Source organism: Paracoccus methylovorus, assembly GCF_016919705.1.
GTDB lineage: Bacteria > Pseudomonadota > Alphaproteobacteria > Rhodobacterales > Rhodobacteraceae > Paracoccus > Paracoccus methylovorus.
The window spans coordinates 256,711-270,619 of sequence record NZ_CP070369.1 but is presented as its reverse complement, the minus strand read 5'-3'; the positions used below and the strand labels follow the sequence as shown (position 1 = coordinate 270,619).

The 13,909-nt window shown below is 63.1% G+C and carries 10 protein-coding genes; 1 reads left to right on the top strand and 9 read right to left on the bottom strand.

What is annotated here, in order from left to right; genetic code table 11:
- Positions 1-6 precede the first annotated feature (6 nt).
- From JWJ88_RS12140 to JWJ88_RS12105, 8 genes are all read right to left on the bottom strand, one after another.
- The gene (locus JWJ88_RS12140; RefSeq protein ID WP_205295220.1) at positions 7-1,230 is read right to left on the bottom strand and encodes an urea ABC transporter substrate-binding protein; all 1,224 of its coding nucleotides are present in this window, start codon (positions 1,228-1,230) and stop codon (positions 7-9) included.
- Between the two features lie 401 nt (positions 1,231-1,631).
- Positions 1,632-4,736: an efflux RND transporter permease subunit gene (locus tag JWJ88_RS12135; protein WP_205295219.1), complete on the bottom strand. Its 3,105-nt coding sequence runs from the start codon at positions 4,734-4,736 to the stop codon at positions 1,632-1,634.
- A gap of 6 nt (positions 4,737-4,742) precedes the next feature.
- Positions 4,743-5,939 carry an efflux RND transporter periplasmic adaptor subunit gene (locus JWJ88_RS12130; RefSeq protein ID WP_205295218.1) on the bottom strand — a complete coding sequence of 399 codons (1,197 nt, stop codon included), beginning with the start codon at positions 5,937-5,939 and terminating at the stop codon, positions 4,743-4,745.
- A 167-nt stretch (positions 5,940-6,106) separates the two neighbouring features.
- On the bottom strand, positions 6,107-7,213 hold the full coding sequence (locus tag JWJ88_RS12125; RefSeq protein ID WP_205295217.1) for an acyltransferase family protein: 1,107 nt from the start codon (positions 7,211-7,213) through the stop codon (positions 6,107-6,109).
- A 182-nt stretch (positions 7,214-7,395) separates the two neighbouring features.
- A complete protein-coding gene (locus JWJ88_RS12120; RefSeq protein WP_205295216.1) occupies positions 7,396-8,292 on the bottom strand; it encodes a sugar phosphate isomerase/epimerase family protein in 897 nt (298 codons plus the stop codon).
- A gap of 83 nt (positions 8,293-8,375) precedes the next feature.
- A complete protein-coding gene (locus tag JWJ88_RS12115; RefSeq protein ID WP_205295215.1) occupies positions 8,376-9,617 on the bottom strand; it encodes a sugar ABC transporter permease in 1,242 nt (413 codons plus the stop codon).
- Positions 9,614-10,423, bottom strand: a complete 810-nt coding sequence (locus JWJ88_RS12110; protein WP_205295214.1) for an ATP-binding cassette domain-containing protein — start codon at positions 10,421-10,423, stop codon at positions 9,614-9,616. Before JWJ88_RS12110 ends, JWJ88_RS12115 begins: the two co-directional genes overlap by 4 nt.
- Before the next feature lie 121 nt (positions 10,424-10,544).
- Positions 10,545-11,591 carry an ABC transporter substrate-binding protein gene (locus tag JWJ88_RS12105; protein ID WP_205295213.1) on the bottom strand — a complete coding sequence of 349 codons (1,047 nt, stop codon included), beginning with the start codon at positions 11,589-11,591 and terminating at the stop codon, positions 10,545-10,547.
- Positions 11,592-11,785: 194 nt separating this feature from the next.
- Here JWJ88_RS12105 and JWJ88_RS12100 point away from each other — a divergent pair, with 194 nt between their 5' ends.
- On the top strand, positions 11,786-12,835 hold the full coding sequence (locus JWJ88_RS12100) for a substrate-binding domain-containing protein (protein ID WP_205295212.1): 1,050 nt from the start codon (positions 11,786-11,788) through the stop codon (positions 12,833-12,835).
- Positions 12,836-12,859: 24 nt separating this feature from the next.
- Here JWJ88_RS12100 and JWJ88_RS12095 read toward each other — a convergent pair whose 3' ends face one another.
- On the bottom strand, positions 12,860-13,804 hold the full coding sequence (locus JWJ88_RS12095) for a cation diffusion facilitator family transporter (RefSeq protein WP_240200232.1): 945 nt from the start codon (positions 13,802-13,804) through the stop codon (positions 12,860-12,862).
- Positions 13,805-13,909 lie beyond the last annotated feature (105 nt).

Genomic DNA, 13,909 nt, shown 5'->3' with positions numbered 1-13,909 from the left:
CTTTCCTTAGAAATCGATGACGTATTGCTGGTTGTCGTCGGGGTTTGCGATCAGGTCGCAGACCATGGCGGTGTCGGCGGGGGGCTGCTGCTCGAACGTTTCGACCGGGATCAGCCCGCCGTTCTCGACCCGGGCGATGTGGACGTCCATCGTGGTGTGATGGGTCTTGGGGTCGATGGTGACGCGGCCGCTGGGGGCATCAAGCGAGATCCCGCTTTCCAGCGCCTCGATGACCGCCATGCGATCCACGGAACCCGCCGCTTCGACGCCCGCTGCCCAAAGCCGGAAGCCCTGATAAGCGCCCATGCCCAGTTCGGTGATATAGGGATAGTTGGCCCCGAACCTGGCATGGAAGTCGGTCACGAACTGCTTGTTCAGCGGGTTGTCCAGCTCTTGCAGATAGTTCTGGCAGACCATGATGCCGTTCGATTCCTCGGGCGTCAGGATCACATGTTCGTTGCCGCCCGCGAAGGTGGTCGAAGACATCGGGATCTTGCCCAGCATGCCGGCCGCCTTCCACTGGCGATAGAACGAGATATGCGCGCCGCCCACCAGCGCCGACCAGACATAGTCGGGCTTCGCCGCCTGGATCTTGGAGATCGAGGTCTTGAAGTCGGTCACATCCATCGGGAAGAATTCGGTGCCCAGAACCTCGCCGCCATTGTCGGCGGTGTATTTCTTGACCCAGTCGGCAATGATCTGGCCATAGTTGTAGTCGGCCGCGACGATATAGACCTTGCCGCCGTGCTGCTGCGCCGAATAGTTCACCAGCTTCTCGACAGTCTGGCCCGGCGTCACGCCGGTCGCGAACATGTTGCGGTCGCAGACGCCGCCTTCATACTGGTTGGCATAGAAGTAAAGCGTGTTGAACTGCCGCATGATCGGGCGGACCACCTCGCGCGAGGCCGAGGTGATGCCGGCAAAGACCACGGCGGGCTTGTCCGACAGCGCGGCCTGACGGGCGAATTGTGCATAAAGCTGCATGTTCGTCTGCGGATCATAGACGTTCAGCTTGACCTCGCGCCCCAACAGGCCGCCTTTGGCGTTCTGTTCGTCCACGGCAAAGCGCAGCGCATCGACGATCGGCTGGCCATAGGATTCAAGGCCGCCGGACTGGTCGTACAGCGCCGATACGGTGATCGGCCCTTCCTGGGCGGAAAGACGCGAGGCGAAGCTCATGGCGGTGGCGGCACCAAAGGCGCCCAACGCCTGACGACGGGTCAGTTTCATGGGAATCTCCACTGTAGGGAACAGACCATTGCCCGCATCGACCGCCGCGGGGGACAGGCGATCATCCCGCATTCACGACCGACGACCCAAGGATCAACGACCGGGAGCAGATGCAGGCGGCTGCAATTTGATTGAGATGAAACAGCGTCAACGCCATTGTCGACACCCGAAGCGAAGAACCGATCCGCGGCGCGTTTGACGCGGGGCAAAGATTCCACTTCTGTTTCGCGGCTGACGTTAGTTATCTTGCGCGGCTCTGTAAAGATGGCATTACAAAGTTTCTTTGCGACCCAGATCCCGGCTCCTGCCGATCAAGGCCCAGACCGGCATGATGGTGCCCCCGGGTCGCCGGTTGGGCGGCTCGGAGGCGGAAAACTCAGCCTTTGCAATCCGGGGTCAGATCAGGCCTTCGCCGGCTTTTTGCTGAAATACTGCACGGTTTGCACCACCGCGACATAGAAGACCGCGACAAGGAAGATGCCGATCACCGCAGAGGTGGCAATGCCGCCCAGAACGCCGATGCCGATGGACTGCTGCGCCGCCGCGCCCGCGCCGCTGGCCAGCGCCAAGGGCAGCACGCCCAGCATGAAGGCCAGCGTGGTCATCAGGATCGGGCGCAGACGCATGCGCGAAGCCTCGACCGCCGCTTCCAACAGGGGGCTGCCCTGCTTGTGGCGCATCTCGGCGAATTCGACGATCAGGATGGCGTTACGCGCCGCCAGACCGATGGTCGTCAACATGCCCACCTTGAAATAGACGTCGTTCGACTGGCCAAAGACCAGCGCGGCGGTCATGGCGCCAACGATCCCGATGGGCACCGTCATCATCACCGCCAGAGGGACCGACCAGCTTTCGTAAAGCGCGGCCAGCGCCAGGAACACCACCAGAGCCGATAGCGCGAAAAGCATCGGCGCCTGATTGCCCGAAAGCCGTTCCTGATAGGAAAGGCCGGTCCAGGCGGCGCCATAGCCGCCATCCATATCGGCGACCAGTTCCTCCATCACCTCCATCGCGGTGCCCGACGAGACGCCCTGCGTCGCCGCGCCGGAAATCTCCATCGCGCGGGTTCCGCCATAGCGGGCAAGGCTTTGCGCCTGTTCGTCCCATTCCTGCGTGGTGAAGGCGGCAAAGGACACCATGTCGCCCTGCGTGTTGCGCACATACCATTTTTCAATGTCTTCGGACTGCATCCGGGCGGCGGGCGTGCCCTGCACGATCACCGGGCGCAGCTCTCCCTCCAACGAGAAATCGTTGACGTTCGAGCTGGCGAAGATGACCGAAAGCGTGGTGTTCAGATCGCTGATCGACAGGCCATAGGCCGCGGCCTTTTGCTGATCGATGTCGATCCTGCGCGAGGTCGAGAATGGGGCGTCGTTTCCCTGCAGGTTGGATACCCGTCCGTCCGCCGTGGCTTGGGCGACCAGTTCATCGGCGGCGGCGGCCAGCGCCTCTTGCCCCTGCCCCGACTGATCGACCAGTTGCATGGTAAAGCCAGAGGTATTGCCCATGCCCTGAATCGCGGGCGGTTGCAGGAAAAAGACCTGCCCGTTCCGGTTCGTCATGAAGCGCATATTGGCCCGCGTCGCCAGGGATGCGGCGTCGAAACCTTCGCGGTCGGCAAAATCCCTGAGCTTGATGAAGATCATCGCATTGCGCTGACCGCTGCCGCTAAAGCCAAAGCCAAGCGCGGCAAAGACGCTTTCCACCGTCTCGGTCTCTTCGGTCAGGACATATTGCTCGACCTCTTCGACCAGCGCCCGTGTGCGCTCTGCGGTCGAGCCCTCGGGGGTTTCGACCATGACCATCAGCACGCCCTGATCCTCTTGCGGCAGGAATGATCCGGGCAGCTTCTGATAAAGCATCCACGCGCCGATGCTGAAGGCCAGCAGCACGATCAGAAAGCGAAAGGGCCGCTTGACGAAGGTTCCGACCGTCGCCGCATAGCGATCCGTGGCGCGGTCCAGCATGCGGTTGAACCAGCGCGCCGGCGCGATGCCGTCGCCATGCTTGCGCGGGCGCAGCAGCGTCGCGCACAGCGCGGGCGTCAGGATCAGCGCGACCCCCAGCGACAGCACCATGGCGCTGATGATGGTCACCGAAAACTGCCTGTAGATCACGCCGGTAGAGCCGGACATGAAGGCCATGGGCAGGAACACCGCCGAAAGCACCAGCACGATGCCGACCAGCGCGGATGAGATTTCATCCATGCTTTTCTCGGTCGCCTCGACGGGGCCAAGCCCCTCTTCCTCCATGACACGCTCGACGTTCTCGACGACCACGATGGCGTCGTCGACCAGCAGGCCGATGGCCAGAACCATCGCGAACATGGTCAGCGTGTTGATCGACATTCCGGCAAAGGCCAGAACGCCGAACGTGCCCAGCAACACCACCGGGATGGCCAGCGTCGGGATCAGCGTCGCCCGCCAGCTTTGCAGAAAGATCAGGATCACGAGAAAGACCAGCACCACCGCCTCGATCAGCGTGTGATAGACCTGCGTGATGGATTCCTGGACGAAGGGCGAGGTGTCGTAGGGATAGACGATGCTGACCCCGGCCGGCAGCGCGCCTTGCAACCCGGCCAGCACCGTCTGAACGGCCCGGGCCGTGTCCACGGCATTGGCCCCCGACGCCAGGTTCACCCCGAACCCCGCAGCCGGCATGCCGTTGAAACGCGAGGAGGAACCGTAGTCCTCTTGCCCGATCTCGATATCCGCAACATCGCCCAGAAACACCGTCGCGCCGTCATTGTCCGTGCGCAACAGGATGCGCTCGAACGCCCGGACCGAGGTGAGTTGCGATTGCGCCGAAAGCTGCACGTTGAGCTGCTGCCCCTTCACCGTGGGCTGAGAGCCGAGGCTGCCGACGGTGACGTTGGTGTTCTGTTCCGAAACGGCTGAAACCACGTCCGAGGGGGTGATCTGATATTGCAGCATCCGCTCGGGGTCGAGCCAGATCCGCATGGCATAGCCCGAGCCGAAAGAGTTGATCGAGCCGACGCCCGTGGTGCGCTTGACCGGGTCCTCGATCACCTGCGCCACCAGATCGCCCAGTTCCAGCGAGGTATAGCTGCCATCGGTCGAGGTCAGCGCGCCCACCAGCAGGATCGATGACGTCGAGCGGCTGACCGAGACGCCCCGGCTTTGCACCGCATCGGGCAGTTGCGACGTCACCAGTTGCAGCTTGTTTTGCACCTGAACCTGCGCGATGTCCGGGTCCACGCTGTCGTCGAAGGTCAGCGAGATCGAGGCCGATCCCTGCGACGAGGTCGAGGTCATGTAGACCAGCCCGTCAAGGCCGGTCATGCCGTCCTCAATGATCGTCGTGACCGAGTTTTCCACGATATCGGGCGATGCGCCGGTGTATGTGGCGCTGATCCGCACGGTCGTCGGCGCGATGTCGGGATATTGCGCGATAGGCAGGCTGGAAAGGCCGAACACCCCCGCCAACATGACGATGATGGCCAGAACCCATGCAAAGACCGGCCGGTGAATAAAGAAACGTGCCATGCCGTGCTACTCCGTCGCCGGGGTCGGGGTGGAGGCGCCGTCGGCGGGCTGTGCCAGATCGCGCACGACGCCATCGGCGTCGATCTCTACCGCGACGGGAGCGATTTCGGCGCCGTCGGACAGGCCGGTGGTGCCGTTGACGATCAGCAGGTCGCCATCCTCCAGCCCTCCGGTCACGATCCAGTTGCTGTTCTGGACGCCTTCTTCGGTCAGGGCGCTGCGCACCGCCTTGCCATCCCTGACCACCCATGCCGAAAGCGTGCCGTCACGGCCGCGCGTCGTGGCCATTTGCGGCACGAGGATCGCCTGAATCTGGCCGATCTCGATCTGGCCTCGCACGAACATGCCGGGCAGGATGCGACGCTGGGGATTTTCGAAGCGAAAGCGGAAATCGAGGGCCCCGGTCGAGGTCGAAACCGTAAAGCCCGGCGCGACCAGTTCGCCGGTCGCGGCGTAGCTGACGCCGTTTTCCAGCGTCAGTTGCGCCTTCAGCCCATCGCTCATCTTGATCTGGCCCGATTCGATCCGATCGCGCAGGCGCTGCAACCGGGCCGAGGGCTCGAACATGTCCACATCTATGGGATCAAGCTGCGTGACCGTCGCAAGCGCGTCGCTTTGCCCCGCCGAGACCAGATCGCCCGGCGAGACATTGGCGACCGAGGGCAGCCCGTCCAGCGGGCTGGTGATCGTCGTCCACGACAGCCGCGCCTCTGCCGTTTTCAGTGCGGCTTCTGCGGCTTTTTCCGCGGCCTGCGCCTGTTCCATCACCGCCTGCGCCTGCTCCAGCGCAGCTTGGCTCGACCCCGTGCCCTGCAACTGGCGCGACCGTTCATAGGCTGCTTCGGCCTGTGGAACGGCGGCCCGGGCTGCGGCAAGGTTGGCGCGCGCCTCGTCCACCGCGGCGTCATAGACCGTGCTGTCGATCTGGAACATTGGCGTGCCGGCCGTGATGGGCCGGCCGGGATTGTAAAGCACTTCGGTCACGAACCCCTCGACGCGCGGCCGGATGTCCACCGCGTCCCGTGCGATGGCGCGGCCGGGCAGCGTGCTGATCAGGGGCACGGCTTCGTTTTTCACCGTCACGACACCGACCTGTTTCGGACCCATGGCGGGGATCTGCTGCGCATGTGCCAGACCGGCAACGGAAATTGCGGTTAGCGCGATGGCTGCCCGGGCCAGTCGAAGAAGGTTGCGATGGATCATGTGGAAGGTCCTTGGTGAAATGCAGGGCCGCGTTCAGCCTGTCATAGTCACGTATCGCTGTCCGAGAGGAAACCGATTTTTATGTTTCCTGCCCCGATCCGCAGCCGATTGTCGCAAACTTTCGCCGGATCGCCCAAGTCCCGGGCATGGTCACGCCTGCTTGCCGCCTAGCCGCCGTTGGCCCAGATGATGCTGCCGCCGACAAGGCCGATCAGCACCAGCCCATAGGCCAGCGCCCCCAGCACCACGCCGCGCCGATGCGTGGACCAGGAATTGCGGGACAGCATGACCCATCTGTCGATCATCGCCCAGGTCACGATCCCTGCGATCAGCGCCACGACATAGGCGGCCAGAATCCACAGCGCATTGGGGATCGGCGCAAAATGCCTGGCGACGCCGTTGACAAGGAATGCCCCCATCCAATGGTTCAGGTAAAAGGGATAGGATATTGCGCCCAGGAACATCCCGATCTGACCGCGTGGGCCCGGCAGGGCAAGGCCCTGCACCAGACACACCGCGAAAAGCGCCCGCATGGGTCCGGTGTCGAACAGGCAGCACAACGCAAAGGTTGCGATCACCGCGACCCAGACCAGCAAGCGCGCATCCCGCGTCCGATACCAGCCCGGATAGTCGCGCGCGATCAGCGCCGCCACCACCCCCAGCGCAATGGCCGCGAATATCGACTGCGCCGCCAGCAGGACCACGGCGATCACCACCCAAGTCCAGAGCTTTTTGCCGAACGGCAGCAAAAGCATCAGCAGCGGCGCGACAAGATAGAACTGCTCTTCGACCGAGATGCTCCAGAAATGGTTGCCGGTCCCGCCCATCGGCAGTTCGTACATCGCCCTTGGGAATTGGGTGAAGGTGATGTGGGTAAAGGTCACGTCGTAAAACAGGTACTTGTACCAGTTCGCATCGATCCCTTCGCGCCATGCTGCCAGACCGTAGATCAGCGCCACCGCGAAGGCATAGGGGATCCAGATCCGCGTGGCCCTGTTGAAGAAGAACCTTGGCAGTTCCGGGATCGAGGTGGTCAGCAGGATGCCTCCGATCAGCCACCCCGACAGCGCCAGAAAGACGATGACGGCCAGCGTCGCGTCGATGGGACCAAGGGCCGGCATGCCCTGATGCCCAAGCGCCACCAAAGAGGCAAGGATGATGCGCAGCCAGTCGAACAGCGGATAGCTGTCGAGCTTTCTCGTCTCGGGGTTGGAAGCCTGCGCCGCGGCCGCTGCCGGTTCCGCAGAGGGGATTTGGGTTGTAAAAGATACCATTTAAAAACTACGCCCTGTTCCTGCATATCCTGGCTAGGGGCCGGCCTTGCACACAACAACCGACGTATCCGCGCAGCCCCCGAGCCCGAGGCCGCCGCCTTTCAGTTCTAAAGCCCCGCGACGCTGTCGCAAAACGCGACAACTTCGTGTTCTGGCACCAATCCCTTTGCCCAAACCCCGGCTTAGCCGCCCGGCAGGGCTGCACTCCGCGTTACCGAGTTTTGCGCCGCGATCATCAGGGACCGGGTATACATCTTGGCATGCGCGACAAGGTCGTCGCCATCCTCCCACGTTTCGCGCCAGATACCAAGAATGCCCGTCAGCGGCTGGCCGACCACGCGCGAGGAAAAGGATTCGTAGGTGATCGGCCCTTCATAACCAATGCGCGCCAGGGCCTGAAAGATGGCTTTAAGGTCAATAGAGCCGGTGCCCATATAGCCGCGATGGCTTTCTCCGGTGTGGAAATACCCAAGATATTCGCCCGTGGCATGGATGGCGGCAACGGCGTCCACCTCTTCGATATTCATGTGATAGACGTCCAGATGGACCTTGACGTTGGGTGCGCCCACCCGGCGGCAGTATTCCACCCCCTGCGCCGCCGTGTTCAGGATGTTGCTTTCATAGCGATTGACCACCTCCATCCCCAGGGTGATGCCGCTTGCCGCCGCCTTTTCCGCCACCCGCTGCATCACGTTGATCGAGGACGCCACGCCTGCGGCCGTCGCCGGTTCGCCGTATTTCTGAAAGGCCGAATACAGGATGCCGCTGATATGGGTCGCGCCCAGATCCCGCGCGCCGGACACGATATCCAGCAGATGCGTCTCGCCCGCCCGGACGCGATCGGGATCTGGGGACGAGATGTCCTTGGCGGCCTCAAGCCCCAGCGACATGGTCACGCCGATCCCGGCCTGATCCAGCCGCCTGCGGGTCTCGGCAATGTTCATCAGATGCGGCGCCATGGCCGAAATCTCGATCAGGTCGAAACCGAATTCGGCGGTCTTGTCGATGGCGCGGGCGGCCTCGGGTTCGGTCCAGCCGGCAACCCAGACATTGGCATGCAGCCCAAGGCGGTTTTTCATGCTGATCTCCTTTGTTCAGCGGATGTCAGGCGCTGACGCCGGCGTGCGGCGGAAAGCGTCGTATCGGTCATGGTGCCGTCGGATCAGCCACGGCCGTGGGTTGCGCGTGACCGGCGGGCCAGAGAGTCGATGATGACGGCGATTGCCAGCACCCCCCCGGTGATCATGTAGCGCAGGCTGGAGGACAGGTTCAGCAATGTCAGCCCGTTGGAAATCGCCTGAATGACGATGATCCCCAGCAGTGCGGAATAGGCGCTGCCCCGGCCGCCGAACAGGCTGGTGCCGCCGATCACGGCCGCGGCGATCGCGTTCAGGTTCACGTCTCCGGTCCCTGCCTGCTGGCTGGACGAGGCCAGGCGGGCCGCCGACAGCATCCCGCCAAGCGCGGCCAGCGTCGAGCAAAGCATGAAGGCCGAAAGGTAGATGCGCTTGACATTGATGCCCGAGCGCCGCGCGGCTTCGCGGTTGCCGCCGACGGCAAACATCGAGCGGCCCCATTTGGTGCGGGTCAGCGCATAGTTCAGGATGACCACCAGCAGCACGAACAACCCGAACATCCACGGCACGCCGCGGCCAAGGTTCAGATACCAGACGGCGAACTGCAGTGCGGCGGTCAGCACCACCGTCTTGACCAACAGCAGGCCCAGCGGCTGGGCGCTTAGCCCCACCGCGCGGCGGCGGCGGGCGATCCCGATCCCGCCCCACAGCAGGATAATCCCCGGCAACAGCGCCACGGTATGGGAAAACCAGTCCGGCATGATCATGAGCTGGCCGAATTTCACCATGTTCGAGGCATAGGGCAGGTTGATCGAGCCGCCCGAGCCCAGCAGGTAAAGCTGCATCCCCAGGATCGCGAGCAGCCCCGACAGGGTCGAGATAAAGCTGGGCATGCCGATCCAGTTCAGCAGCGTGGCATAGATCGCGCCTATGATCGCCCCGGCTGCCAGTGCGGCCAGAATGGCAAGCGGCAGCGGAAAGCCCATCTTGATCCAGATGACGCCCACCAAGGCTGATGCAAGCCCGCTCATCGAACCCACGGAAAGGTCGATCTCGCCCAGCATCAGCACGCAGACCACGCCCAGCGAGATCACCCCGACGGTCGCGCAGTCAAACAGCAGGTTCACCAGATTGTTCGGCGCGATGAATAGCGGATTCAGCGTGGTGAATACGGCCGAGATCACCACAAGACCGACAGCGACCGGCAATATCCCCAGGTCGCCCGAACGCACCCGGTCCCAAAATCCGCGAATGATCCCGGCGATGCTGTCGTCCTGACGCAGGCGTTCGTCCGCACGGTCAAGGAGTTTCCGGGTCTCCTGGGTCATGCGTCGGTTCCTTCGGCTTGGGCGGCTTTGCGCTGGCTGCGGCGCGAGACGGCGTTCTCGGTCGCGCCGGTAATCGCGGCGACCAGATCCTGATTGCTGGCGTCGGGTGTAAACACGCCGTTGTTGCGGCCAAGGCGCAGCACCACGATACGGTCGGCCACGGCGCGCACGTCCTCCATGTTGTGGCTGATGATGATGACGCCCAGCCCACGGTCGCGCACCCGCTCGATCAGGTTCAGGACCTCGGCGGTTTGCGCCACGCCAAGGGCGGCGGTCGGTTCGTCCAGCATGATGATCCGGGGTTGCAGCAACAGCGAGCGCGCGATGGCGACGGTCTGGCGCTGCCCGCCCGAAAGCGAGGCGATGGGCTCTCGCACCGAAGGGATGCGGGCCGCGAGCTCCTGAAGCAGCGTCCAGGCGCGCACTTCCATCTGCACCTCGTCAAGGCGCAGCGGGTTGATCTCGTGTCCCAGAAACAGGTTGGCGACCACATCCAGGTTTTCGCACAGCGCCAGATCCTGAAACACCGTGGCAATGCCCAGAGCAAGCGCGGTGGCGGGATTGTCCAGCGTCACCGGCTGGCCCATGAATTCAACCGTGCCCGCTGAGGGTTGATGAACCCCGGCCAGCACCTTGACCAGCGTGGATTTTCCCGCGCCGTTGTCGCCGACCAGCGCCACGACCTCGCCGGCGTGGACGTCCAGTTCGATATTCGTCAGTGCCGAAACCGCACCGAAATTCTTTGATATCCCCCTGAGGCTAAGGATCCTTTCGCCGCGGTCGGGTGCCGGGGTCTCATTCGACATTCTGTGTGTCTTTCGTCCTGTTGCGTAGGATTTGCCGGATCTGCCGGACCCGAGCGGCCCGGCGGAACCGACAGCAAGCGGCGCGAAAAACGCGCCGCCCGGTCATATCCCGTCCGAGGGATTATTCGAGGATGCCAAGTTCCTTGCAGCCCTCGGCATATTCACCGGTGCAGACCTCTTCCGGGGTCTGGATCCCGTTGTCGAATATCTCGGCCTTGATGTTCTCGCGCGTCACGACCGCAGGGACGAACAGTTCCGACGGCGTGTCGTAAAGCGTCGTCTTGGCCTCGACCTCTTCGCCGTTCAGGAATTTAACCGCGACATTGGCCGCAGCCGCCGCCACGATTTCCGACGGTTTCGAGATGGTGTTGTATTGGTCGCCCGCGATGATCAGTTGCAGCGCGGCGATGATCGCATCGTTGCCGGTGACGGGGGGCAAGGGATCGACGCCCGCCGCCTTCAGCGCCGCGATGGCGCCGCCGCCGGTGCCGTCATTCGCAGCGGCGATGCCCTTGATGTCGTCGCCAAAGCGGGTGATCTGCCCGGCTGCCCATTGCTGGGCCTCGGTCGGTTTCCAATCCGGCGTGTCGAACTCGGCAAGGGTCGTGTAGCCGGAATCCTGCAGCCCGCGATGGATGCCGTCGCGGATCAGTCCGGCGGCGGCGTCGGTGGGTGAGCCGTTGATTTGCAGCACCCCTGCGCCCTCGGGCACGCCCGACGCCTTCATGTGATCGACCAGCGACTTGGAAATCGCATAGCCCAGCCCTTCGTTATCGAACGAGACATAGTAATCGGCCGGGGTATCCGGGATAGGACGGTCATAGGCGATGACCTTGACGTCCTGCGATTGCGCCAGCGCCACCAGCGATGCGGCGGCAGATGAATCCACCGGGTCAAGCACGATCACCTTCGCACCCTGCGACAGGGCCGAGTTGAACTGCTGCTGTTGCAGCGTCATGTCGGCATTGGCGTTTTGATAGATCAGCGTGCAGTCGGGGCACAGCTTTTCCATCTCGGCCTTGAAGCCGGGCCAGTCGTGTTCCTCGTATCGCGTCGAACCCTGATCGGGCATCAGAAAGGCAACGGTGCCGGTGCCCTGTGCCCAGGCACCGCTGCCCAGCAGGCCTGCCACCAGCCCAAGTGCCGCCGGCAATGCAAGATATTTCATTCTTCCCCTCCTCCTTGTTGGCGTCATCGTCCGTCGGCGACCGACTTGTCCGATGCCGTTTCCGCAGCCGGTCTGCCCCTGCCTCCTCAGCAGTTCAGCGCCGGACAATTCCCCTGTTGCATCGGCCGAATCTACATGCTCAACCGATGAAGCTAGGTTGTTATGGCTTGGTGAGCCTGTCAAGGTGATAGTGAATGGTCGACGAAACGACGGGGAAGAGATTGGCTGGCACACGCATCGTTTCGGGAAAGCGAACCACGATCTACGACCTGGCGGCGCTTGCCGGGGCATCGCCTTCCGCGGTCAGTTCGGTCCTGAACGGGACCTGGAAAAAGCGTCGGATCAGCGCAGCCCTTGCCGAGCGGATCACGCGGCTGGCAGATGAACATGATTTCGCCATCAACATGCAGGCCAGCGCCTTACGTCGCGAAAAGTCCAACCTGATCGGAATGATCGTGCCGAAATACGATAACCGCTATTTCGGGCTGATCGTCGAGCAGTTCGAGGAAATGGCGCGGGCAAAGGGGTTGTTCCCGATCATCACCTGCACCCGGCGCGACCCGGATCTGGAGGTTCAGGCAGCCCGCGCGATGATCTCTCATCAGGTCGATTGCCTGATCGCCACCGGCGCGACCGACCCCGACCGTATCAGCGAGCTTTGCGCCAGTTCGGGGGTGCGCGCGATGAACCTTGACCTGCCGGGCACGCTGGCGCCGTCGGTGATCTCGGACAACTACGGCGGCGCCCTTGTGCTGACCCGCCGCATTCTTGCCGATTCCGCCTCGTCGCGCCCGCCCGGCGGACCGATACTGTTCGTGGGCGGCAGGATCACCGATCACAGCACCTCTGAACGGCTGCGCGGCTTTCGCGATGCCCATGCCGAGGCGGGCATCGCCATCGACGAAACCATGGTGCTGACGCCGGGCTATGCGCAGGAAAAGGCGCATCTGGCGCTCAAGGATTATCTGGCGCAGCACGACAACGCGCCGAAAGCGATCTTCGTCACCTCGACCATCACGCTTGAGGGCGTTTTGCATGCGATCAAGGAAAGCCGCCTCTATGACGGGCTTTTCCCCAGCATCGGTTGCTTTGACTGGGACCCGTTGGTTGCGGCGCTTGATTCAAGGATCCTGATGGTCCGGCAGGACGTGCCCAGTATGTTGAAAGCCCTGTTCGACCTGCTTGAGGCCGCGCCGGGCCCACCGGGGATCGTTTCGATCCCGACCTTGTTCGACACCCCGTGACCCGTCGCAACAAGGGCAGAGCCCCTACTGCGCCCATTCCCGCTGGCCGGTAAAGACGATGGTAAGCCAGCGATGATCGTTGTCCCCGCCGATCTCGGCGCCGATCCGGTCGCGCAGCGCGTCCCAATGCGGCATCGGCAAGGCCGGGGCGTCGGGGGGCAGGACGAACCACAGCTCGATCTGCACCGCCCGGCCGATCTCGGCCACATAGGCGTAATGACCCGCGTAGCCCTGTTCCTGCACGTATTTCCGCGCCACCGCCTCGACATGGGCGCGAAGCTCTTGCGGGGTCAGTTGCAGGATTTCCCGGACCGCCTGACGCACCTCTCGCAAGGGGACCGGGATGATGGCCAGCGAGACGACGGCAAGAACCACCGGGTCGATAAAGGGGATCCACTGCTCGGCCCCGAAATATCGCATGACCAGCCCGCCGACAAATGCAACCAGCAGCGCCGCCGTGATCGAGGCCGACATGAGCCAGCCCTTGACGTCAAGCGCCACAAGATCCGAGCCGAGCCTTTTGTTCAACCGCCGGCCATAGGAAAACATGCCGAAACAAAGCATGCAGGTCAGCGTGGCATAGGTCAGGGCGGGGACCAGATCGACCTCTTGCCCGCCTTCGGCAATACCCATGATCGCGTTCACGAAGGCATAGCCGGCGATGCCGATCAGCATCATGCCATCAAAGGCGACCACAAGCGGTTCAAGGTGCCAGACGCCTTGGTTAAACCGGGCGTGCAGCGCGGCCGCCTTGCCCCCTTGCTGGGTGGACAGCCCGATCAGGCGGGAAACGAAAAGCGCAAGCAGCGTCATCGCGGCATCCACCAGCGAATAGACGCCATCGAATGCAATAGCCGCCGAGCCCGAGTAAAGCCCGATCACGATCCCCATGGCTGCGACCAAAAGCGTGACGCAGAAGGAAAGCTTCAGATAGCGAACCTCGCTCATGCCGGCATCGACCGCTTTCATTTCCCGAGGCCCCTTGGACAGTGTCATCAGGCGGCAGAATTGCAAAGAAGCGGACGCTGGGGAAGCCCCGCAAAGCAGCCCTTCCCCGGCTTGCCGGTTCCCCGA

What these genes read in the sequence shown, in the direction of transcription:
- JWJ88_RS12140 (WP_205295220.1), bottom strand. Translation starts at nt 1,230, where the DNA reads ATGAAACTGACCCGTCGTCAGGCGTTGGGCGCCTTTGGTGCCGCCACC.
- JWJ88_RS12135 (WP_205295219.1), bottom strand. Translation starts at nt 4,736, where the DNA reads ATGGCACGTTTCTTTATTCACCGGCCGGTCTTTGCATGGGTTCTGGCC.
- JWJ88_RS12130 (WP_205295218.1), bottom strand. Translation starts at nt 5,939, where the DNA reads ATGATCCATCGCAACCTTCTTCGACTGGCCCGGGCAGCCATCGCGCTA.
- JWJ88_RS12125 (WP_205295217.1), bottom strand. Translation starts at nt 7,213, where the DNA reads ATGGTATCTTTTACAACCCAAATCCCCTCTGCGGAACCGGCAGCGGCC.
- JWJ88_RS12120 (WP_205295216.1), bottom strand. Translation starts at nt 8,292, where the DNA reads ATGAAAAACCGCCTTGGGCTGCATGCCAATGTCTGGGTTGCCGGCTGG.
- JWJ88_RS12115 (WP_205295215.1), bottom strand. Translation starts at nt 9,617, where the DNA reads ATGACCCAGGAGACCCGGAAACTCCTTGACCGTGCGGACGAACGCCTG.
- JWJ88_RS12110 (WP_205295214.1), bottom strand. Translation starts at nt 10,423, where the DNA reads ATGTCGAATGAGACCCCGGCACCCGACCGCGGCGAAAGGATCCTTAGC.
- JWJ88_RS12105 (WP_205295213.1), bottom strand. Translation starts at nt 11,591, where the DNA reads ATGAAATATCTTGCATTGCCGGCGGCACTTGGGCTGGTGGCAGGCCTG.
- JWJ88_RS12100 (WP_205295212.1), top strand. Translation starts at nt 11,786, where the DNA reads ATGGTCGACGAAACGACGGGGAAGAGATTGGCTGGCACACGCATCGTT.
- JWJ88_RS12095 (WP_240200232.1), bottom strand. Translation starts at nt 13,804, where the DNA reads ATGAAAGCGGTCGATGCCGGCATGAGCGAGGTTCGCTATCTGAAGCTT.